The organism is Thauera sp. SDU_THAU2 (assembly GCF_038260575.1).
In the GTDB taxonomy this organism is placed as follows: domain Bacteria; phylum Pseudomonadota; class Gammaproteobacteria; order Burkholderiales; family Rhodocyclaceae; genus Thauera.
The window spans coordinates 2,569,343-2,588,873 of sequence record NZ_JBBWUN010000003.1 but is presented as its reverse complement, the minus strand read 5'-3'; the positions used below and the strand labels follow the sequence as shown (position 1 = coordinate 2,588,873).

Annotated in this window: 20 protein-coding genes, 3 tRNA genes and 2 pseudogenes; 12 read left to right on the top strand and 13 right to left on the bottom strand. The window is 58.5% G+C overall.

The features are described from left to right. Positions 1 to 5 precede the first annotated feature (5 nt). Positions 6 to 1,403, bottom strand: a complete 1,398-nt coding sequence (mltF, locus tag AAFL97_RS13635; protein ID WP_341645373.1) for a membrane-bound lytic murein transglycosylase MltF — start codon at positions 1,401 to 1,403, stop codon at positions 6 to 8. Beyond that, positions 1,400 to 2,404 carry a J domain-containing protein gene (locus AAFL97_RS13630; protein WP_341645372.1) on the bottom strand — a complete coding sequence of 335 codons (1,005 nt, stop codon included), beginning with the start codon at positions 2,402 to 2,404 and terminating at the stop codon, positions 1,400 to 1,402. The genes mltF and AAFL97_RS13630 overlap by 4 nt, the downstream gene beginning before the upstream one ends. Positions 2,405 to 2,639: 235 nt before the next feature. Here AAFL97_RS13630 and AAFL97_RS13625 point away from each other — a divergent pair, with 235 nt between their 5' ends. Continuing rightward, positions 2,640 to 3,074: a plasmid mobilization relaxosome protein MobC gene (locus AAFL97_RS13625; protein ID WP_341645371.1), complete on the top strand. Its 435-nt coding sequence runs from the start codon at positions 2,640 to 2,642 to the stop codon at positions 3,072 to 3,074. Next, a complete protein-coding gene (locus AAFL97_RS13620) occupies positions 3,071 to 4,381 on the top strand; it encodes a relaxase/mobilization nuclease domain-containing protein (protein ID WP_341645370.1) in 1,311 nt (436 codons plus the stop codon). The genes AAFL97_RS13625 and AAFL97_RS13620 overlap by 4 nt, the downstream gene beginning before the upstream one ends. Positions 4,382 to 5,105: 724 nt before the next feature. Here the strand turns inward: AAFL97_RS13620 and AAFL97_RS13615 are convergent. After that, the gene (locus tag AAFL97_RS13615; protein WP_341645369.1) at positions 5,106 to 5,888 is read right to left on the bottom strand and encodes a hypothetical protein; all 783 of its coding nucleotides are present in this window, start codon (positions 5,886 to 5,888) and stop codon (positions 5,106 to 5,108) included. A gap of 27 nt (positions 5,889 to 5,915) precedes the next feature. On the opposite strand from AAFL97_RS13615, the gene AAFL97_RS13610 reads away from it, so the two are divergent. Together AAFL97_RS13610 and AAFL97_RS13605 are read left to right on the top strand one after the other, a co-directional pair. Beyond that, entirely contained in the window at positions 5,916 to 6,260 is a 345-nt protein-coding gene (locus AAFL97_RS13610; RefSeq protein WP_341645368.1) for a hypothetical protein, read from the top strand. 80 nt (positions 6,261 to 6,340) lie between these two features. Next, positions 6,341 to 7,171, top strand: a complete 831-nt coding sequence (locus tag AAFL97_RS13605) for a hypothetical protein (RefSeq protein ID WP_341645367.1) — start codon at positions 6,341 to 6,343, stop codon at positions 7,169 to 7,171. Here the strand turns inward: AAFL97_RS13605 and AAFL97_RS13600 are convergent. Then, positions 7,083 to 7,772 (bottom strand): hypothetical protein, encoded by a 690-nt coding sequence (locus tag AAFL97_RS13600; RefSeq protein ID WP_341645366.1) that lies wholly within the window; start codon positions 7,770 to 7,772, stop codon positions 7,083 to 7,085. The two genes, AAFL97_RS13605 and AAFL97_RS13600, sit on opposite strands and share 89 nt — an antisense overlap. Before the next feature lie 634 nt (positions 7,773 to 8,406). Further along, positions 8,407 to 8,781, bottom strand: coding sequence for a hypothetical protein (locus AAFL97_RS13595; RefSeq protein ID WP_341645365.1), 375 nt, complete (start codon positions 8,779 to 8,781; stop codon positions 8,407 to 8,409). Between the two features lie 264 nt (positions 8,782 to 9,045). On the opposite strand from AAFL97_RS13595, the gene AAFL97_RS13590 reads away from it, so the two are divergent. Further along, positions 9,046 to 9,756 carry a recombinase family protein gene (locus AAFL97_RS13590; RefSeq protein WP_341645364.1) on the top strand — a complete coding sequence of 237 codons (711 nt, stop codon included), beginning with the start codon at positions 9,046 to 9,048 and terminating at the stop codon, positions 9,754 to 9,756. On the opposite strand, the gene AAFL97_RS13585 is transcribed toward AAFL97_RS13590, so the two are convergent. Continuing rightward, entirely contained in the window at positions 9,716 to 10,648 is a 933-nt protein-coding gene (locus AAFL97_RS13585; protein WP_341645363.1) for a nucleotidyl transferase AbiEii/AbiGii toxin family protein, read from the bottom strand. The genes AAFL97_RS13590 and AAFL97_RS13585 overlap by 41 nt on opposite strands. A gap of 266 nt (positions 10,649 to 10,914) precedes the next feature. Beyond that, on the bottom strand, positions 10,915 to 11,064 hold the full coding sequence (locus tag AAFL97_RS13580; RefSeq protein ID WP_341645362.1) for a hypothetical protein: 150 nt from the start codon (positions 11,062 to 11,064) through the stop codon (positions 10,915 to 10,917). Between the two features lie 312 nt (positions 11,065 to 11,376). Between AAFL97_RS13580 and AAFL97_RS13575 the strand changes: the two genes are divergently transcribed. After that, positions 11,377 to 11,556, top strand: a complete 180-nt coding sequence (locus tag AAFL97_RS13575) for a hypothetical protein (protein ID WP_341645361.1) — start codon at positions 11,377 to 11,379, stop codon at positions 11,554 to 11,556. Between the two features lie 1,314 nt (positions 11,557 to 12,870). Further along, positions 12,871 to 13,092 carry a hypothetical protein gene (locus AAFL97_RS13570; RefSeq protein WP_341645360.1) on the top strand — a complete coding sequence of 74 codons (222 nt, stop codon included), beginning with the start codon at positions 12,871 to 12,873 and terminating at the stop codon, positions 13,090 to 13,092. A 74-nt stretch (positions 13,093 to 13,166) separates the two neighbouring features. Here the strand turns inward: AAFL97_RS13570 and AAFL97_RS13565 are convergent, their stop codons facing one another. Beyond that, positions 13,167 to 13,748: a hypothetical protein gene (locus AAFL97_RS13565; protein WP_341645359.1), complete on the bottom strand. Its 582-nt coding sequence runs from the start codon at positions 13,746 to 13,748 to the stop codon at positions 13,167 to 13,169. 142 nt (positions 13,749 to 13,890) lie between these two features. On the opposite strand from AAFL97_RS13565, the gene AAFL97_RS13560 reads away from it, so the two are divergent. The 5 genes and pseudogenes from AAFL97_RS13560 to AAFL97_RS24720 all read left to right on the top strand — a co-directional run. After that, positions 13,891 to 14,286, top strand: a complete 396-nt coding sequence (locus AAFL97_RS13560; protein ID WP_341645358.1) for a hypothetical protein — start codon at positions 13,891 to 13,893, stop codon at positions 14,284 to 14,286. Between the two features lie 78 nt (positions 14,287 to 14,364). Beyond that, a complete protein-coding gene (locus tag AAFL97_RS13555; protein WP_341645357.1) occupies positions 14,365 to 15,882 on the top strand; it encodes a type IV secretory system conjugative DNA transfer family protein in 1,518 nt (505 codons plus the stop codon). Positions 15,883 to 16,005: 123 nt separating this feature from the next. Continuing rightward, positions 16,006 to 16,317, top strand: a complete 312-nt coding sequence (locus tag AAFL97_RS13550) for a hypothetical protein (RefSeq protein WP_341645356.1) — start codon at positions 16,006 to 16,008, stop codon at positions 16,315 to 16,317. Between the two features lies 1 nt (position 16,318). Then, positions 16,319 to 17,221, top strand: coding sequence for a recombinase family protein (locus AAFL97_RS13545; RefSeq protein ID WP_341645355.1), 903 nt, complete (start codon positions 16,319 to 16,321; stop codon positions 17,219 to 17,221). Continuing rightward, positions 17,191 to 17,280, top strand: a pseudogene (locus AAFL97_RS24720) (hypothetical protein); the annotation flags it as partial. The gene AAFL97_RS13545 and the pseudogene AAFL97_RS24720, both read left to right, overlap by 31 nt. A gap of 548 nt (positions 17,281 to 17,828) precedes the next feature. Here AAFL97_RS24720 and AAFL97_RS13540 read toward each other — a convergent pair. The 5 genes and pseudogenes from AAFL97_RS13540 to folE2 form a co-directional block, all read right to left on the bottom strand. Beyond that, a tRNA-Arg gene (locus AAFL97_RS13540) sits at positions 17,829 to 17,905 on the bottom strand. A 45-nt stretch (positions 17,906 to 17,950) separates the two neighbouring features. Next, positions 17,951 to 18,027 (bottom strand) — tRNA-Arg (locus AAFL97_RS13535). A 62-nt stretch (positions 18,028 to 18,089) separates the two neighbouring features. Continuing rightward, positions 18,090 to 18,179 (bottom strand) — tRNA-Ser (locus AAFL97_RS13530). Positions 18,180 to 18,237: 58 nt separating this feature from the next. Continuing rightward, positions 18,238 to 18,594, bottom strand: a complete 357-nt coding sequence (locus AAFL97_RS13525; RefSeq protein ID WP_341645354.1) for a carboxymuconolactone decarboxylase family protein — start codon at positions 18,592 to 18,594, stop codon at positions 18,238 to 18,240. Positions 18,595 to 18,731: 137 nt separating this feature from the next. Then, a pseudogene (gene folE2, locus AAFL97_RS13520) lies at positions 18,732 to 19,513 on the bottom strand (GTP cyclohydrolase FolE2). Positions 19,514 to 19,531: the final 18 nt, after the last annotated feature.

The window sequence follows — 19,531 nt, the reverse complement described above, 5'->3', positions numbered from 1 at the left end:
CCTGCTCAGTCGGCCTTGCCCAGCCGTAGGCGGGGCAAGGCCAGCCCCGCTTCGTAGGGCGGCTCCAGGCGCGCCAGGATGTCGTGGTAGCTGCGTACGTTCTCGGTCATCACCACCGCTTCGCCGCCGCGCGCCGGGCCGGATTTGAGCCGCTGGGCGTATTCCGGCCGGGACAGCAGCGGCAGCACCGATTTCATCTCCCACCACGCCCGATCGTCCTTGCCCAGCCGGCGGGCGATCGCACGGGCGCCGTTCATGTGCCCCATGCCCAGGTTGTAGGCCGCCGTCGCCAGCCAGGTGCGATCCGGTTCGTCGATTTCGTCCGGCAGCAAGCCTTTCAGCATCGCCAGGTAGCGTGCGCCGCCGAGGATGCTCTGGCGGGGGTCGAGCCGGTCGTTCACGCCCAGCCGGTCGGCCGTGTCCGCCGTCAGCATCATCATGCCGCGCACGCCGGTGAAGGAAGTGGCCTGCGGGTCCCAGTGCGATTCCTGATAGGCCACCGCGGCGACGTAGCGCCAGTCGATGCCGGTCTGGGCTTCGGCCTCGTGGAAGAAGGCGCGGTAGCGGGGCAGGCGTTCCTCGATGCGGGCCAGGAAAGTGGTGATGTCGGCATTGTTCAGACGGCGCACGTAGTCGAAGTAGCGGTCGGCCAGGCGGGCGAGGCGGCCGTCGGCTGAGGCCCGGCCGATGAAGGCGTCGACTTCGGCTGCCAGCGCGTGCTGCCCGGCCGGCAGCGCCCAGGCGATGGCCGACGGCCCCGGCAGCTCGTAGACGATTTCCAGTGCGGGATGGAGGTGGACGGCAAGCGCGTAGTGCAGGCGGTCGGTGGCGACGAGGTCGAGCTTGCCTGCGGCGAGATCGGCGAGCAGTTGCTCTTCGCCGGCCTTGACCGGGAAATGCACGTTGACGCCGGGGCGGCGCTTGCGGATGTCCATGATCTTCTCCGCCGCCAGCGAGCCGCGGCGGGCCGAGATCGTGCGCCCGGCGAGAGACTGCTCGTCGGCCGATGCTTCCGCCAAGCTGCCGCTGCGGCCGACGACGACGTACTCCACTTCGCGCAGCGGCTTCGACCATCGCAGCGGCAGGCGCCTGTTCACCCCCAGGCTGGCGGCTGCCATGTGTACCTGGCCCTTGATCACCGCATCCAGCGCACGGGTGGTGTCGGGGAAGGGCACGAAAGTGACTTCGACGTCGAGCTCGTCGCCCAGCGCCAGCAGCAAGTCATGCTCGAAGCCGCTTGCCCGGCCGTCTTCGTCGAGCCGGTAGGAGATGGCGTCGTGGCGGGTGGCGATGCGCAGCTCACCCAGGCTGCGGTAGTCCGCGATGCGCGGCTTTTCGGCCGGCCCGCAGGCCGCCAGCAGCAGGCTGGCCAGGCCGATCAGCAGCAGGCCGCGGCGAATCATCGCGCTTCCTTCAGCCAGCGCGTCTCCCAGGCATCCAGTTCGGGCAGCGCGTCGGCCAGCCGGCGCTGCAGCGCCGTTTCCAGCGCTTCGAGCGGCGCGCGCAGTCCGGCGTCGGCACGCGCAATCATCATCGGCAGGAAGTCGATCACCAGGTCCCCGGCAGCCCGGCCGGCACGGGCGGGAAAGCCTTCGCCCGGCAGGCGAAGCTGGCGCGGTGTGGCGTCGCCGGCATCGAGCATCAGCCGGCGTGCGCCGCTGGGGTGGGGGATCCGGACTTCGCCGCCGAGCAGCAGCCTCAGCGCGCTGATCGGGCGCTGCAGCAGCAGGTCGCGCCCGCTGCGGGTGTAGATGGGGTGGGGGGCGAGCCGGATGCGAAGCTGCAGGTCGCCGGGTCGGCCCTCGGGGTCGGCACAGGCTTCTCCTTCGCCTGCCAGGCGCAGGCTGTCGCCGTCGATCAGGCCGGGCGGCAGATTGACGTCCAGCCAGCGAGCGTGTTGCTGCTGCCCATTGCCCTCGCAGGCAGTGCAGGGCTCGATGCTGCGGTAGCCGCGGCCGTCGCAGGCTGCGCAGCGCTGCAGGTCCTTGCCGTTGCGGATGCGTCCCGAGCCGCGGCATGGTTCGCACAGGCGCGTGAAGGCCAGCTTGACTTCTCCGCTGCCCGCGCACTCCGTACAGGCGGCCGAGCGGCTCAGGCAGATCTGCTTCGAGCCGCCGGCGAAAGCCTCCTCGAAGCTCAGCTCCAGCTCCATGGAGCAGTCCGCGCCGCGTGGCCCGGCTGCGTCCTCGTCCTTGCCCGATGGCGCCTCGGCGCTTTCGTCCGTCGCCCTGAAGGCGGCAAGCAGGCGGTCGTGCGCCTGGCGCAGGGCCTTGAAGCGTTCGGCGGCGGCGGGTTCGGGATTGCGGTCGGGGTGCCACTGCATCGCCAGCCGGCGGAACGTGCGCTTGATGTCGACAGGGGAGGCGCCCGGTGCCAGGCCGAGCAGTTCGTAGGCGTCGCGCATGGTGGCCTCCGTCGCAGGATGTGGGCACATGAAACTGCAGCCCAGACGCAAAAGGCCCAGTCCGAAGACTGGGCCTTTTGCGCGTATCTGGCGCGCCCGGAAAGTGTGATCTCGAACATTCAGAAGGCTCGGCTGCGAGCCTTCAAGACGAGATTCTACAGGCTCTAACCGACTGGAACACTGAACTCACCCGGATTAACTCGCCCGCATTGCGACCGGATAAGGGGGTTCAGCCATGAGCCTCGACCGTCCGCCGATCACCGGGGCGTTTCGGGATGCCGTTGAACACGGTCCGGCCCGTCACCCCTCACCCAAGGCCCCGCCGCCGTTCTCCCTGCGTCTGAGTGCCGAGGAAAAGGCCGAACTGCTTCGCCGGGCCGGGAATATGCCCCTCGGGGCGTACATCCGTTCCCAGCTACTGGGAAACACCGCCGCCCCACGTCGCGCCAGCAAACGGCCCGCCAAAGACGTACAAGCCCTTGCAAGGCTTCTGGGCGAACTCGGCAAGGCCAAGCTGGCAAACAACCTTAACCAGCTTGCCAAGGCCGCCAATACGGGCTCCCTGCCTGTTACACCGGACACTGAACGGGCCATCGTGGAAGCCTGTCAGGATGTCCGCTGGATGCGCGACACTTTGACCACTGCGCTGGGGCTGAGGGGGGCGCCATGATCCTCAAGGGCAGCCAGCGGGGCGGCGCACGCCAGCTTGCCGCCCATCTACTCAACGCCCGCGACAACGAGCATGTCGAGGTGCATGCGCTACGCGGCTTCTGTGCCGACGACCTGCATGGCGCGTTTCAGGAGATCGACGCCACCAGCCGCGGCACACGAGCCAAGCAGTTTTTGTTCTCCCTGAGCCTCAATCCGCCGCCTCGGGAACACGTCCCCACCGAGGCATTCGAGGCCGCGATTGAATCCATCGAGCGCAAGCTCGGGCTGGAAGGACAGCCCCGCGCCATCGTTTTCCACGAGAAAGAAGGCCGCCGCCATGCACATGTGGTTTGGTCGCGGATCGACGCAGGCCGAATGAAGGCTATCAACCTCCCGCACTTCAAGCGCAAGCTGCAAGACGTTTCCCGCCAGTTGTACCGCGAACACGGCTGGGCCATGCCGCGCGGTCTGGCCGATGGCAGGAACCGCGATCCGCTGAATTTCACACGGGCGGAATGGGAACAGGCCAAGCGCGCCAAACAAGACCCCCAAGCGCTCAAAGCTATGTTTCAGCGGTGCTGGGAACAAGCGGACTCTGGTGAGGCTTACGCACGCGCCCTTGCTAAACACGGCTACAGCCTCGCCCAAGGGGATCGCCGCGCGTTCGTGGCGGTGGATTTCCGGGGGCAGGTTTATGCCGTCGCTAAATGGTCGAACGTCAAGACCAAGGAAGTCCGCACCAGACTGGACACCCTCAAGGATGTTCCGGGCGTTGAGCAGGCCAAGGCCGCCATCGCTGCCCGCATGACCGAAGCGCTGCGCGGCTACAGCGCCGACGCCGAAACCGCCCGCCAGAAGCAAAGGGCGGCGCTGACGATGCAACGGGCGCAACTGGTACAGCGACAGCGCAAGGAACGCGCCGACCTTGCCGCCGCACAGAAACAACGCCAAGCCAAGGAAACGGCATTGCGCGCCAGCCGCCTGAACCGGGGCATGCGCGGCCTGTGGGATCGCATCACGGGCCGTCATGCCAAGCAGAGCAAGGCCAACGAGCATGAGGCACTGGCAGCATGGAAACGTGACCGACAAGAACAGGACGCCCTCATCGTCCGGCAGCTAGACGAGCGCGAAGGTTTCCACCTCGCGGCCCGTCAGCAAAAGCAGTCCCATGCCCAAGACATGGAACAATTGCACCGGGACATTGCCGCTTATCAGCAGTTGCGCGACAACGCCCCCGCCGATCTGCGGGAGCACTTCCGGGAAAGCGCCAGACGTGCCCGCAAGCGCACGCCCGAACGTGACCGAGGACTATCCCGCGAACCCTGATGCCACCCCTTCAACACAAAGGCCTATCGGGGCCGGAAAGAACTGACATGCTGAAAACCATCTTGAAAGAGGCCATGTCTCGAAGTCTCGCGCACTACAACAACCATCCCGAATGCTGGCGAGGTTGGGGTTGGTGGCAGCTTCGCCGCAAGAAGCGGCAACCTTCGACATCGACCCTCAACGTTGGGCGGAACTGCTTCCGGTCTGGCAACCTGCCCGTCGGCGAGACCGGGGGGCAAAGGGTAAGGGCTGCCGGACAGAAGGGGGATCACCCGGCCTGCACAAGCCGAAGGCGCGGAAGGAGGGGGAGACCGGCACGGGAGGCCGAAGGCTTCACCCTTGCCCGGCGCTGGTGGGGCAGCGCCCCCAAGCAACAAACAGAGGTGTGCGGCAAGGCCGCTTACCCCTGTACCCCAAAGAAAAGCGCATACGGGGCCAAGGCCCGGTGCGCCGCAGACGCATAGAGCCAGAGTCGGTGGACTTGTGCGGTGGAGCTTGCCTTATGAAGTCTCTCTTTTGGGAAACTTTGTCACGCTTATCTGATGTATGCCTCCAAAAAGGGGCGAACACCCTCAAACCTTTTTTGATAGTTTTTTAAATTTTTATCATCTTTCTTAGATAGAAGAATATGGATTTTTTGAATTGAGAGGTTGAGGCATCAATATCAGACCCCAATGACGTAGAAAATTCTGATTTAGCCAGTTCAAGAAATTCCAAATATTCATCAACAAAAGGACTCCATGATTGATACCAGTCTGCAAAGAGATCTTTTGGCCGCTTCCTCATTGATAATTTTCTCTTCAATCAAAAAATTTAAATGCACCCAAAATCTCTTCCATGTCATCAAAACCATATGCTCCGAAAGCTCATTTATTTGACTTGCATTATGCTTTACCCCTACCTGATCATAGGGTAGATAGTGAGGAATAAATCTAATCACATTCCCCACCGGGCCAACCGCCTCCACCGGATCGGAAAAGAAACCCTTCTCAATGGATAGATCGCCACAAAGAACTTGCGCTCTATATTCATCCCCTCCGTGCCCCTCCCAATACATCCACTTATACGCGACTTCCCACATGGGGGCAGTTATTTTTATATAAAACTGCATATCAAACATCTGTTCGGATAGGCGAACAAGCTCTCGGGTAGCATCGGTCTCTTTTCTATTTACCTCCCGACTTAGCTCGTCTTTCCTTCTGTTTTTCTCAATAGATAATTGGACATTTTTTCCTATCCATATAGCAATTACCGCCGTCAACGCCATCGCAAGCACTTGCAGCAGAGGCGCAACAAAGGAAGCGTAATTCACCCAATCAGTCACATGTCCAGCCCCAAGAAACCCATTGAAAAACCAATGAAATAAAGCAACAACAACAAAAGAAAAGATAAATAATAAAATAGAAGCAGAAGCCAGCAAGGAACCCCAAAGCCTTCCATCCGAACCTAGACCAAATATTGAATTATTTTCTTGCGAGTTGGTTTCTGCCTGTGATTTAGTAACCATAACAACTCCAAAAGAGGAATATTTATAATGGGCCTGCGAGAACTATTTCAAAAGAATGCAGAGAAAAAACAGAAAGAATACGAATCTCTATATCCGACAGAATTTCATGGGGAGTATCATAGTAAACAAAAGATCATAGATATTGAAGGAGTTGCTCCACTCATCTGTGCAACCGCGGTGTCCATTACTGGCAGCGCTGCCATAGCCAAAACTAACGGGGACTTTTTCATCTCCGCATTCACCATGGCATCCACGGCGATAATTACCGCATATCCCTTTATAAAAGAGCTAAAAAAGCATAGAGCATTTTTGAGAATTCATTCATCTGACAAAGGCCCCCAAGAGCCTCGCAAACCATTAACCCTAGATTAACCAATTTTCCATATCATTTTCTATATCTCTTTATTTGGGGAAAGGCTCGCCAGTACTCGGCGAGCAATATGGGAAATTGATTGGCAAAAGATCGAGATCACGACAGACTGAGTAGCGCGCTTGATGTATCAAGCGCGCTTTCCGCTGATCGTAGAGATCAGCGGAATCCCGGAATTTCCGCTGCTGACGACGATCCGAATCTCCGGGAAGAGCGCCTTCTGCGTTCGATGTTCCGCAACGTCAGCCGCATCCCTCACGGCCACGCCCAAATGATGGCCGCTATTGCTGCGGGCAAGCCTGAATCACAAACGACCGCCCAGACCGGAAAAGAACGCCAGCGCAAGGAAGAAAACGCGCGCTATTTGTCTCAAGAAATGCAGCGTCTTGCGGAATGGAACGCAAAAATTGTGACTATCGCGGGTGTGCAGATGACCAACGAAGAGGCGCAACGCGCCCGCCGCCGTTTCATCGAGAACGAAGACGAGCATGCTGAACGCGCCGTTCAAAAAGGCTATATCAGGGCAGACCAGAAAGAGCGCTTCAAACATGAAATGCGCCGCGAATGCGAACTAGAAGAGCGTGAAGGGCGCGGCATTATCACGGCAGAGGAGCGTGAAGAGAGGGAACGCCTAAAGCGCTCGACACTTGCACAGTCACGCGGGCGCATGATTGCGGATATGCACCGGGAGATGCAGCCAAACGCAGAACAGCGCCAGTCAGCCAAAGCGCCGACTAACAACCCCGATGCCACAAAGAATAATTTGTTTCAATCGGCTCCTGATCTTCAAGGGCAGTTTATTGCGTCACATGATGGGCAAGCTATCACGCAACTGCCCCCATCAGAGCCGATTCCCGTCCCCCAACCGCACACCGAAGTAAGAACGACCGTTGCCACAGGGTTGAATATTTAATTGCTGGCCGACAATAAGCTAAGTCCATGCTGCGTATACTGAGGGCGATATATGGTTTCATCATCCGCCGAGGCTCCTTCTGGCAAGGCACTATAGATAAATAGTCCGCCTTCGCTAAAAAGTGGATTCGCGCTCTGCCCCTTTCCTTTTTTAGCACGTTGCCAGTAACGGTCAGCAACGTGCCACGCCATGCTTGGGATGGATCAGCGCCTTTAGGAACAATAAAACCTTGCAAAATGGGGCGAAAACCGTCGCGCTCGAATGCACGAAGCATGACACCAAGTGGAAAGCAAGCCTCTCTTGAAACAACACCATCAGCCGCCAATTCATCGCAGCGGCGGCGCGCATCAGTCTCTGGCGCTTTGAGCAACGCAGCCGGGGGTGGGCCGGGTTTCCGCGCATCGTGGAGCCGGACATCGGCCAAGCGGCGGTAAACACAGAATTCCTTCGCCTTCGTATCTGAGTCTTGATCGGAACGCATAATATAGCCAACGGAACGATCATCATTCATCGTAAATATCATGGCACGTAGGCGCGTTCCAATGACCTCATCCGCCATGGCAACGGAGCGTTGCCCCTCTGCCTTGAGCTTGGCGGTCATGGCCTCGGGTGTGCCGCATTCCTCGGGATCAAGGGCATAGGCGGGTATCTCCATCACAAGCCCGACACATGCAGCAAAAACTATAGATAAACGCATAGGCCCTCTCACAGATTACAAATACCGCCAGCCCTTGCCGCTGCAAAAGTTGCATCGCACATATTTTGTGTTGTGGCAATTCGGGCACCTCCAGCCCAATATGTCTTTTTCCTGCCTTAGGCAACCACAGACAGTTTCCCCTCGCCCGTGGCAGCTAGAACAAGGCACACGCAAACGCTTGCTAGGCTGATTCCTCGTGCCCGTCCCTTGCGGCATGTCATCAGGCTCTCGATACTGACTGCGCGCCGTCGCTATCGCTATGACACCAAAGAACACCCCGCCAATCAGCCGATGAATTGGCTGACTACTTGCATCGGTGGACAACGTAAATGCCATAGCCGCAAAAAACGCGACAGCAGCCCATTTGAAAACCACCCGCCACGGGATGAGCATATAGGCCGCTATCGCGCCAATGAGATAAAGCCACCAATTATCCTCATCCACATTCATCCCCTTCTTATTGCAGATCAGCAGTCAGTAAAGCCCCTTTCGTGCGGCAATCGGATGGTTTTCTGGATAGGCCGAAGGCTTCGCGGATTTACTCTTCCAAGCGAATCCAGCGATTTTCCTGCTTGACGAAACGGCCTTGAGAATTTGCCCCCACGCGCGTGTAGCGTGACGTGGGATTGTTGGGGGCATTTGTGTCAAAGCCCAGCACGTAATCGCACAAATAACCAGCCTTACCCTGCGCCTTTTCACACGCAATCTTGCGGAACGTGGTGATCGACACCTCAGTGGGGCGTATATTGCCGTCACGGGTAACACCGCCACCGCCAAGGCCTTCCCCCAGACACTCAATAGCCAGCAGGGGATTACCGCCCCCTCTGTTGAACTCACGGTTGTTGCAGCGTTTCGCCCTCTCGACAGCAGCCTCATTGACGTTGTCGAATTGCAATTGAACGGCAGCCAGCATCTCTTTCTCCGTGGGCTCGTTCGCCCACGCGGCGGCACCCGCCAGAGTCAGGCACGCTCCCATAATGACCCCCCGTGCCCATGTACCGGGCTTGGCGGCTACGACTATCTGCTGGCACCTCTTAGCTGCGTTTTGCATGGCGGCCCCCTGCATTTCTGAACTTGTGGAAGGGCGCATGGATTCCCCTCAGGAACACATGGCGGGTTGTTTCATAATCGAACGTTTCTGAACAAGGCCCAGCGTGGGGAGGCAGGGGCAGGTTTCGTGTTGATTTTCTTGACTTCTCGTGACACTTCCGTAGGATTCCCAAAAGGTTCCTTTGTGGAACACAGACAAGAACAACAGCCCTCGCGCCACGCGTGCAGCGGCATGGCGCAGCAAAGGGCGCGGCACATCATGAAATTTGGATATGCCCGTGTCTCAACGGAAGATCAGAGTCTTGATGCGCAACGCGATCAACTGCGCGCCGATGGCTGCACCAAAATCTTTGAAGAGAAAATCACTGGTAAGAAGGATCGGCGCCCCGCATTGGACAAGGCTCTTGCGGCGCTCAAGCGTGGCGATACGCTGGTGGTGTGGAAACTTGACCGACTGGGCCGCTCGGTCAGAAATCTAACGACTATCCTGCACGATCTGGACAGCCGGGGCGTGTGTTTCCGCTCTATCTCAGACGGGATCGATACAGGAACGCCGACGGGCAAGCTGATGTTTCACATGCTCGGCGCGATTGCCGAGTTCGAGGCGGCGCTGGTGTCGGAGCGGACGAAGATCGGTTTGCAAGCCGCAAGGCAGCGGGGCAAACGTCTGGGCCGCCCACGCTGTCTGGGGGCGCATCAGGTGCATCAAGCGGAACTGCTACGCACCCGTGAGAACCTCTCCTGTGCGGATATTGCGGCGCGCCTGAAAGTCGGGCGAACGACGTTGTGGCGGGAACTTAGGCAGCAGGCCAAGCCTCATCAACCAACGATACGATGACACGCATGGCTGCATCAAAATCGACACCATGACCATACACCATAGCGGAAACAAAGCGGGTATAGCGCTCCCGTACCACCGGGTCTGACTGGAGCGCTATACACGCATGGCGCGTTTCCCCGGCAATGTTTTCCACGTAGGCTGGAAACTGGTTGATGAATTCCCGCGCGTCTGAAAGCGCGGTAGCACGTGCTATTTCGACGGTTGCTGCGCGGTCGATATGCTGGTGGATGGCGTACAGGTCGTAAATGTGCCGCACTAGATTGGGATCTATCTGGCGGCTCAGGCCCCGCAGTTCCATGGCTGTGCGCCGTGTCAGGGACACCAGTTTCTCAGCAGCGGTTTCAGTGATGCTGACGCACGGCATTGCAGTTAGTTCGGGCTCGCGTCCGAAAGCCTCTGCCACAAACGAGGACACGGGCAAAAGCACCGGCGGCAAACGCAACTGTGCGTAGGTCAATTCAACCTGAATCGTCGGACGCAAGGGGGATGCTGCTATACCGCCGTGCGTATAGCGCAGGTTATAGAGGATGTATTGATTCTCATCGCGCGAACGCATGTCCTGTGCTTCGATGCCAAATCCCTCGGCTTGCAACGCGGCCAGCACGTGGTTACGCAGTTCTCCGAGCAAACCCCGGCGCCTACTTCGGCTAAGGGGGCCAGAGTCAAGCAAAACCACCTTGAAATCTACATCTTCAGACATGCGGGAAACTAGGCGGTGCCCGCGTGCCAGACAAGTGCCACCTGCAAAAACCAGTTGAAACGGCGCGGCATCGACTGCGGCAATCGTGCGTAGCGCACGCAGGACATGCCAGTCCTTTTCTACAGGCGCGGGATCGAGGAAACCGAAATGCTCTTGTGCAGCCCTGATGTCGTCCGGATCGTATGACATGCACTACCGTTCAACGATCAAGGGTTTGCCGCTATAACTGAGCTGCCGGGAAAAGCGGCCCTTGATCCGAACCATGGGATTGACGGGAATCTGGGTAGAGCGGCCTTCGTTATAGGCTGTTTCCCATTCCGTCGGGGCCCATGTAATGCCCAGCTTGGTCAAGGCAGCACGCACAGCTCCGCTGAATCCCCCCGGGGCCGCCAGCATGGGCTGACCGGAAAGTCGGGAGCGTGTTGCACGCGCATACACACCATAACCAAGACGAATTAGCCCCCGGCCTTGACCTCTTTGCTCAAAGCCCGTAACACCTGACGTTCGCCGCCAAGGTCGGCGAACTCGCGAGTCAAAAACACATCGTCGCTGCATTCAGCGATGCGTTGTTCGATCTTGGCCTGTAGCGAATTGCGACGTGGCATGGGCTTACCTCTCCTTCTCTTACTTCAGGGTAAGCAAAAACCTGACACTTTGCAAGCAAAAACCTGACACTTACTGATTCTGCTCCATGCTCGGGAATATGCATTTTTCCGCGCTATCGGGCCGGAAGCCCCCTGCACGGCCCATTGCTGCCGTTTCTGGCATGAGGCGCTTGCGCTGGCAAGCCGGGTTCCAGGCTCCTTCTCTGGCGTTGCAGCCCCTGCGGGATGACTGCCCCAAGCGTACCCGATGCCCGTTCCGGCCTTCGCAAAGGCCGCGAAAGGCGCGGCCTCCGAACAGCCAAGGAGGCGACGATGAAAACGCATATCCCGACCATCCACGACCTGAACCGTAAAAGCGTCAGCGAATTGCGCGTGATGTTCCGCAACGCGGCAAGCATTGCTGCGTCGGGACAACGACCAGAATGTGAACGCAATGCCGCCCGGCAGACCTGTGACAACGTTCGGCGTTGCCTCGCCGTGAAGATACCCTAGCCGCAAGGCTGGGCACCTTCACGCCAGCACGGCCCCGGCGGCGAAAGCCCGTCGAGGCCGTAACGCGCATCCAATCCGCGCAAGGGTTGGGCGGTGGGGGATGCAAGGGGGAGGGCGAAATCTCGCCCCTTGCCCGATGGGTTCCAAGGAGCGCGGGAGGCTCCTTTGGTCATGGGGTGTCGGGGAGCAGGAACGCGCCCTGACTGGCGATGCAACGGCCAACCGTTGCGCGGGCGCGGCGGGCTTAATGCCCGCCGCGCCCGCATGCAGGGGGTATCCAACAGGGGGCGGCACGCCCACTTTGGCAAGAGGTTCTGGACGTAGTACAGAACACATCTTGCGGTTGCGGTGGCAGCCGGAGTCATGCAATGGATAGAGACCTTCGTTATTACCCCCCCGAATGCGCTCTTATGCCTCTGTCTGTCGCCAAACGACGGCAGTAAATCTAGATGGTAAAAGCAATCAGTACGTCTCATTCAATGAAAATTTTTTATACTTCTTTTGTGGAGAGAGTGTTACGGTACTCACCATCAAATCAGTATGAGAGCCGTAAAAACGGCACTATAAAGACAGACTATTGAATTCATCCACCAGTCGAAATCAGGCTGATCGTTTTCTATCAGAAAAGTGCTATCGATTCGAGCGACGGACATGGGTGAAGCGATTTCTGCAAAGGACATTATCGGATGGAGCTTATTAATTGGCTCCTTAGATTTGGCTGTTTTTGGCTACATATATAGCACATACGCGAGCGGGATGTTCTCAAGGCCTCCGCCGCCTCCACCAATAGTAGATCACCTTAAAGTGTTCTGCCGGGTGCTAATAGTAACTCTCTTGATTTTAGCAGCACTTGCTGCCGTTACAGCCTTTATGTATTATCGTTCAAACTTACCCATTTGGATCTTGGTAATCTGTTTTTGGGTCGTAGTGATAGGTTCAGTTCGACTAACATATACGATGTAAGAGAGTTAGCCATGACCCCCCTGCTGCCTACTGAGGTGCAAAAGCCTAATCAGGGAAGGAATTATCCGGCCCTTTTACGCGAATTGCTCTATAACTTATTGTAAGTTTACCGATGTAATTTTCTTAGTACTAAACAATAATAATAAGAACCCAATGCCGCCCAATGAAGATGACGCCTTTCCGTTTTTATCAAGATACATATTCAATGATCCTTCTTTTTCATAGCCATATGGGAACAAGGCGCTATATCCATCCTGCTGACCACAAGCTTTTCGCAAAATGGCTTGCTAAGTATATTTTGTTAACCTATTATTTAAAGAGGAGCATCCCCTAACCTAGAGGATTAAAGACATGATAAAGCCAGAATTTGAGTCAATCGCTGCATCCCTGCCGGAAATGACAGCTTCAGAGTTGGAGAGTCAGGCTAAAACAGTAGCGAACGAGTTGATTTCGTTAATATCCAATGACGCGGACCTGCGTGATCACTACGTATTCAAAGAAGAAAACGAATTAGGATTTCGAGATGACTATAGCAAATTTTTGCATCGGAGATTTGTAATTATTCCTGACTGAAGTTGATTTACATCGAAAGGTCCGCATAATATTTAATCTCTTATAGTAATTGTATTTAGGCAAAATGCCTTCCCTTAAGAGAATAAGGGATTTATATTTTTTGCTCTGGGGGCCTCCCGCAAGCTCTCCTCAAGGCTGCTGTAAATTTGCCCCGCCGCCATCAGCACCACATTCGGCGCTGACAGGTCATCTGTACCAAAGAACTGCATCCAGTCAATCCGGCACTCTGCCGTGTGCCGTATCAAGGCGTAGTGAAACACGAACGCCTTTTCTGAAATCTTCCCCCATCTCTCTTTCAGTTCCCGCGCAACGACATACGGCCCGTATTCCTCCGGCGAAAGCATCCGGCCCGTGCGCGTAACACGGTAGTCCTCAAGCGCCGGGCCTTCGCGGTATAGCCCATAGGCGCTGTGGATTTCACGCCCGGCAAGCCATTGGAAGATGTCCCGCCGCGCCTCGTCCTGCGCGGCTTGTTCCCATCTATGCGCGGCATGCAGCCTTTGGCTGAATTTCAGATACAGGCTGTGCGTGGTCTGGCGGGAAACGCCGATCTGCGCCGCCACCTCCTTCGGCGACTGGAAGCGGGTGTAGCCGTGCAAGATAGCCTGCACCTGCGCGCTGGTGAGGGTGGAATTGTGGATGTAGGGATTGGCCATGGTGTGAAAGGGTTTGCGCGGCAACACGGTGCTGTGTCTGCCGCCAACTGCTTTACATTGCCCTTGCGCTCTTGCTGACGGCCCCGCACGGCTTACGTAGGCTGCCCTCCATCGCCACCAACCGATGCCAAGGAGCGCCGCCATGAATCAAGACACATCCGGACTGTACAAGAGCATTTCCAGCCTTGGAAACGCTATCGCCCTCGCCGTTGCCGTTATCGGTACGCCGACGGCTTTCGATCTCACGAAAAATTTTCTGTTCGCCTACTTCTACAGGCTCTGGGATAGCGAAATCGCCGCTATCCTCGTGCTGGTGATGGCGGGGATCGAGGCCTATGTGATCTACGCCGCCACGTCGTTCCTCTTCACCGCGGCGGTGATCTGGATCATGACCACGCTGGCCGTGCGCCGCTTCAAGGAGAAATCATGGCGACCTTCCATGAGGAATTCCGCTTCGGCAGCGCGCGCTGGGCCACGGGTGCGGAGATCGCCCGCGCCGGGCTGCATGGCACGTCCGGCCCTTTTATCGGCTATCTGAACGGTCGCCCGCTGCGGCTGGCTGGCGACTCTCCCATCATTACCTTCGGCGGCGCGGGGATCGGGCAAGCTGCGCGATGTGCTGGCGTACAACCTGTGCGGCGTTCGCGACCGCAAGGGCGCGTGGCACGCGCCGCGCCGCATGCTCATCAACGATCCGCGCGGCGAGCTGGCGGCCATCTCGATCGGCAATCAGGCGCGGCTCGGCAAGGCCGCGTACTGCATCAACCCTTTCGGGCTGCACGGCCTGCCCCGGCACCGCGTCAATCCGTGGGACATCCTGCGCCAAGACTCTCCGACCTTTCATGCGGACACGAAGCTGCTGGTGGCCGACCTGATCCCTTTGCCGCCGCAAGGGGACGACTATTTCAGCAGGCGTGCCCGCGAACTGGCCGAGGCGTTGATCAAAACCCATGTTGCGGGCGTCGGTGAAAGTATGACGCGCGACGCCATCAGCCTTGCCACCTTCTACGATCTGGTCAATATGATGGCGATCCCTTCCGGGTGGGAGGCGCTCATGCAGCGCATGGCGTCCATGCCTGACGCCGATATACGGCGCGTCGCGGAAGAGATGGACAGCAAACGCAAGGAAGCGCCCAAGGAATATAGCGGCATCGTCGGCAGCCTGTATGAAAGCATGCAGGCGCTGAGCGATCCGGCAGTCCGTGAAACCCTGAGCAGGTCGGATGTCTCGCTGGCCGTGCTGTGCCGGGAAGATTGCAATATCTATCTCATCGTCCCGGCTGAATATCTCGGCATGCTGGCCCCGGTGCAGCGGGCGATCTTCGGGACGGCCATCCTCTACAAAAACCGCCATCCTGACGCCCCGGGCGTGTTGCTGGTGGTCGATGAGGCGGCGCAGCTTGGCAATTTCGAGGCGCTGCTGCGCGCCTACAGCTACGGGCGGGGCATGGGCTTGCGTGCGTGGTCGTTCTGGCAAGACCCCGGCCAGATCATGCGCAACTACGGCCACGCGGCGCTGTCCGGCTTCATCGGCTCCAGCCAGTGTCGCCAGTTCTTCGGTGTGCGCGATCTGGAAACCGCGCGGCTGGCCTCGCAGATGCTGGGGCAGCAAACGCTGGCTTACGATGCGGAATTGCAGCAGCACGCGGCCCGCCTTCAGACCGCCCGCATCATCCACGGCATTCTCGCGGGCGGCGATCCCTTCGCCTCCGGCCTTGGGATCGCGCATTCCCAACGGGCGGCCCGTCACCGCACCAAACAGCCACGCGCCCTGATGACGCCGGATGAGGTGCTGAACATGCCGGAAGATGAACAAATCCTGTTCGTCTCCGGTCTGGGCCTGCCGCCCGTGCGGGCGCATAAACAGCCTTACTACAGCCGCCCGGAGATGGCGGGCGGCTATCTGCCCAATCCCTACCATCCGCCGCTCGATTCCGTGCGGGTCGCCACACGCACCGGGACGCGGTGTAAGGCTATCGTCACCGAGCCGGTGCCGGATGCGTTCGCACATTATCCGCAGTACGAATCCGGACAATGGTCTTATGTCAGGGGCTATCGCCCCACGCTGCCGGATTGCCGCTCTATGGGGGACTCGTTCCGGGATATAGGCGATGAATTGGCGAAATACTTCTGACGCCCCCTCAAACCCGCAGATTTCCGGGCTTTTTTCGCCCATCTTTACGAATTATTCATCAAATAAATCGCAATATGAAAATATGAGCAACCGACGGTTGCGCTATGCAAAAGCGAGTATGCCATGACGACGAAAGACCCTTCCGCCACCGATTTTACGCTGCCCCCTGCGTCCAGCACGCTTCCCTTCGTGGCAGACAATTATTTGAAATACATCGAAGATTGCGAGATGACGGAGGCGCAGAAGGTGGAATTCCTGCGCACCCTCTGGGACATCATGGCGACTTTCGTCCGTTTGGGCTTCGGTGTGGATTCCGTCCTGCCGGGCGTTTTTCAAAAGGTTTCTGAAAACGCCACGTATACGATAGAACAAACTATTCCCACCCATGAATTCAACGCCGCAGGCCACGACGGCACGGCAGAGAAGGATGAATAATATGGACACGATTAAGAAGTGCGCGGTCATTTACTGCCGGGTCTCAAGCACCGCACAGACCAAGCGCGGCGACGGTCTTTCATCCCAGAAAACGCGCTGCACGGAATATGCGAACGCAAGGGGCTATACGGTTCTGGAAACATTTTCCGATGATGCGTCCGGCGGCCTGATCGACCGCCCGGCCATGAAGGCCATGCTGGCCTTCCTCAAGAAGCATCGCCGGGCTGAACCCGTCGTGCTGATTGATGACATTTCGCGGCTGGCGCGGGGCGTGAAAGCCCATATCGAGCTGCGCGCCGCCATCAAGCTGGCGGGCGGTACGCTGGAGTCGCCCAGCGTCGAATTCGGCGACGACGCCGACAGCGAGTTGCAGGAATACATCCTCGCCACCGTGGCCCAGCACCAGCGGCGCAAGAACGCGGAGCAGACCAAAAACCGCATGCGGGCGCGTGTTCTCAACGGTTACTGGCCGTTTGCCTGCCCCGTGGGGTATCGCTATCAGAAGGTGTCCGGGCGGGGCAATATGCTGGTACGTGACGAGCCGCTGGCTTCCATCGTGCAGGAAGGGCTTGAGGGCTATGCGTCGGGCCGCTTCCAGCTACAGGCGGAAGTCATGCGCTTCTTCGACTCCTTCCCGGAGTTTCCGCGCGACAGTAACGGCCAAGTCAGAAACCAGCGCATCACGGACATCCTGACACGCCCGGTCTATGCCGGGTATGTCTCAGCCCCGCACTGGGACGTTCCCCTGCTCAAGGGCCAGCATGAGGGCCTCATCAGCTACGAAACCTTCTTGAAGATTCAAGAACGTTTGAACGGCAACGCCCGCGTTCCCAACCGCAAGAATCTGAATGAGGATTTCCCGCTGCGGGGGCCGTGGTCTGCGGCCACTGCGGCACGCCGTTGACGGCATGCTGGTCTAAAGGCCAACTGACCTATCACCCGTACTATCTTTGCCGCCAGCGCGGTTGCGCCGTCTATGGCAAGTCGATCCGCCGCAGCGTGATCGAGGGGGATTTCGAGCGGCTGCTGCAAGGAATGCAGCCTTCGGCGCATCTGTTCAAGGCGGCCCGCGCGATGTTCATGGATCTTTGGGATCACCGTCTCGCCACAGGCGCGGAACGCACTAAAGCGCTCAAGGCGGAGCTGGCGAAGGTGAAGCAGCAGGTCGAACAGTTTCTCGACCGCATCGCGGATGCGTCCATCCCGTCCGTGGTCGCGGCCTATGAAAACCGGATCAAAGCGCTGGAAGACCGCAAGATCGTTCTGGCGGAAAACATCGCCAAAACCGGGCGTCCGGTGCGCAGCTTCGACGAAACAGTTAGAACGGCCTTCGAGTTCCTCGCAAGCCCTTGTAAACTATGGGCTTCCGCGCGCTTGGAGGACAAGCGCACCGTCCTCAAACTGGCCTTTACCGACAGGCTCGTCTATGTGCGGAATGAAGGATTTAGAACGCCCAGTTTTTCCTTGCCGTTCAAGGCTTTAAGCCTTACTGACGGGCAAGGTTTGCAATATGGCGCGCCCGGAAGGATTCGAACCTCCTACCCCCTGGTTCGTAGCCAGGTACTCTATCCAGATGAGCTACGGGCGCAATCTCGAAAACGTTTATGGCCCGTCATCGAAAGGCCGGAAAAGCTGGCGCGCCCGGAAGGATTCGAACCTCCTACCCCCTGGTTCGTAGCCAGGTACTCTATCCAGATGAGCTACGGGCGCTTTTTGCTGCACTGCGAAGGAGCGGAATTATAACTGCTATTTCCGCCTCTTCAACTGTTTTTTGGCGGAGAGGGTGGGATTCGAACCCACGGTAGGCTTGCACCTACGCCTGATTTCGAGTCAGGTACATTCGACCACTCTGCCACCTCTCCGCTCGAAGGTCGGCATTATAGGGCGTTTTCCGGGCAAGTAAACGCCATGGCCGAATTTTTAGGCGGCCGCGGCCTTGGGAGACATCTCTTCCCACGCGCGGACGGCTTCCGCGGCGTACATCAGGGCCGGCCCGCCGCCCATGTAGGTGCACACCGCCAGGGTTTCCATCATCTGTTCTCGGCTGGCGCCGAGGCGGAGCAGCGCCTTGACGTGGAAGCCGACGCAGGCGTCGCAGCGCTGGGTGACGGCGATTGCGAGGGCGACGAGTTCCTTGTGCAGCTCGGTGAGGGCGCCATCCTGCAGCGCCCCCTTGGCCATTGCATTGAATCCCTGCATCGTTTCCGGGGTTTCCTTGCGCAAGCTGGCGAGCGCCTTGGACACGTCGGTAGTGATCTGAACGAAGGATTTGGACATCTCGCGGGCTCCGTTATTAAGAATTTAATCGAGTTCTAATATTAACCTGAAACCGGCACATCCAACCACCCATCGATGTCGCAGCGGCCGCACTCGGGGTGCCGGCCGCCGCGGATGCAAACTGAAGGAGAAAAGGCTCAGTCGCAGCGCTTGTCGCGCTCGATCAGCGCGTAGGCCGAGTGGTTGTGGATCGACTCGAAATTCTCCGATTCGACCACGTAGGCATCGACCCGCAGCTCGGCGTTGAGCAGGGCTGCCACGTCGCGCACCAGGTCCTCGACGAACTTGGGGTTGTCGTAGGCGCGCTCGGTGACCCATTTCTCGTCCGGGCGCTTGAGCAGGCCGAAGATCTCACACGAGGCCTGGCTTTCGACCAGTTGCACCATGTCCTCGATCCACAGGTGGTCGTTGAGCACGGCGGTGACGGTGATGTGCGAGCGCTGGTTGTGCGCGCCGTAGTCGGAGATCTTCTTCGAGCAGGGGCACAGGCTGGTCACCGGCACCACGATCTTCATCGTGAACTCGTAGCGGCCGCCCTCACGATCTCGCCGATGAAGCTGACCTCGTAGTCCAGCAGGCTGTTCACGCCCGATACCGGCGCGGCCTTGTTGATGAAGTAGGGGAAGCTCATCTCGACATGGCCGGTCTCCGCTTCGAGGCGCTCGACCATCATGCGCAGCATCGGCTCGAAGGATTCGACCGAGATGTCGCGCTCGTTGGTGTTCAGGATCTCGATGAAGCGCGACATGTGGGTGCCCTTGAAGTTGTGGGGCAGCCCGACGTACATGTTGAAGTTGGCGACGGTGTGCTGGACGCCGCCGGCCTTGTCGCTGACCTTGACGGGATGGCGGATCGACTTGATGCCGACCTTGTTGATCGCGATCTGCCGGGTGTCCGCGCTGCTCTGGACGTCCGGCATGACGGCGTCGATGGGGGT

What these genes read in the sequence shown, in the direction of transcription:
- mltF (WP_341645373.1), bottom strand. Translation starts at nt 1,403, where the DNA reads ATGATTCGCCGCGGCCTGCTGCTGATCGGCCTGGCCAGCCTGCTGCTG.
- AAFL97_RS13630 (WP_341645372.1), bottom strand. Translation starts at nt 2,404, where the DNA reads ATGCGCGACGCCTACGAACTGCTCGGCCTGGCACCGGGCGCCTCCCCT.
- AAFL97_RS13625 (WP_341645371.1), top strand. Translation starts at nt 2,640, where the DNA reads ATGAGCCTCGACCGTCCGCCGATCACCGGGGCGTTTCGGGATGCCGTT.
- AAFL97_RS13620 (WP_341645370.1), top strand. Translation starts at nt 3,071, where the DNA reads ATGATCCTCAAGGGCAGCCAGCGGGGCGGCGCACGCCAGCTTGCCGCC.
- AAFL97_RS13615 (WP_341645369.1), bottom strand. Translation starts at nt 5,888, where the DNA reads ATGGTTACTAAATCACAGGCAGAAACCAACTCGCAAGAAAATAATTCA.
- AAFL97_RS13610 (WP_341645368.1), top strand. Translation starts at nt 5,916, where the DNA reads ATGGGCCTGCGAGAACTATTTCAAAAGAATGCAGAGAAAAAACAGAAA.
- AAFL97_RS13600 (WP_341645366.1), bottom strand. Translation starts at nt 7,772, where the DNA reads ATGACCGCCAAGCTCAAGGCAGAGGGGCAACGCTCCGTTGCCATGGCG.
- AAFL97_RS13595 (WP_341645365.1), bottom strand. Translation starts at nt 8,781, where the DNA reads ATGCTGGCTGCCGTTCAATTGCAATTCGACAACGTCAATGAGGCTGCT.
- AAFL97_RS13585 (WP_341645363.1), bottom strand. Translation starts at nt 10,648, where the DNA reads ATGTCATACGATCCGGACGACATCAGGGCTGCACAAGAGCATTTCGGT.
- AAFL97_RS13580 (WP_341645362.1), bottom strand. Translation starts at nt 11,064, where the DNA reads ATGCCACGTCGCAATTCGCTACAGGCCAAGATCGAACAACGCATCGCT.
- AAFL97_RS13575 (WP_341645361.1), top strand. Translation starts at nt 11,377, where the DNA reads ATGAAAACGCATATCCCGACCATCCACGACCTGAACCGTAAAAGCGTC.
- AAFL97_RS13570 (WP_341645360.1), top strand. Translation starts at nt 12,871, where the DNA reads ATGATAAAGCCAGAATTTGAGTCAATCGCTGCATCCCTGCCGGAAATG.
- AAFL97_RS13565 (WP_341645359.1), bottom strand. Translation starts at nt 13,748, where the DNA reads ATGGCCAATCCCTACATCCACAATTCCACCCTCACCAGCGCGCAGGTG.
- AAFL97_RS13560 (WP_341645358.1), top strand. Translation starts at nt 13,891, where the DNA reads ATGAATCAAGACACATCCGGACTGTACAAGAGCATTTCCAGCCTTGGA.
- AAFL97_RS13550 (WP_341645356.1), top strand. Translation starts at nt 16,006, where the DNA reads ATGACGACGAAAGACCCTTCCGCCACCGATTTTACGCTGCCCCCTGCG.
- AAFL97_RS13545 (WP_341645355.1), top strand. Translation starts at nt 16,319, where the DNA reads ATGGACACGATTAAGAAGTGCGCGGTCATTTACTGCCGGGTCTCAAGC.
- AAFL97_RS13525 (WP_341645354.1), bottom strand. Translation starts at nt 18,594, where the DNA reads ATGTCCAAATCCTTCGTTCAGATCACTACCGACGTGTCCAAGGCGCTC.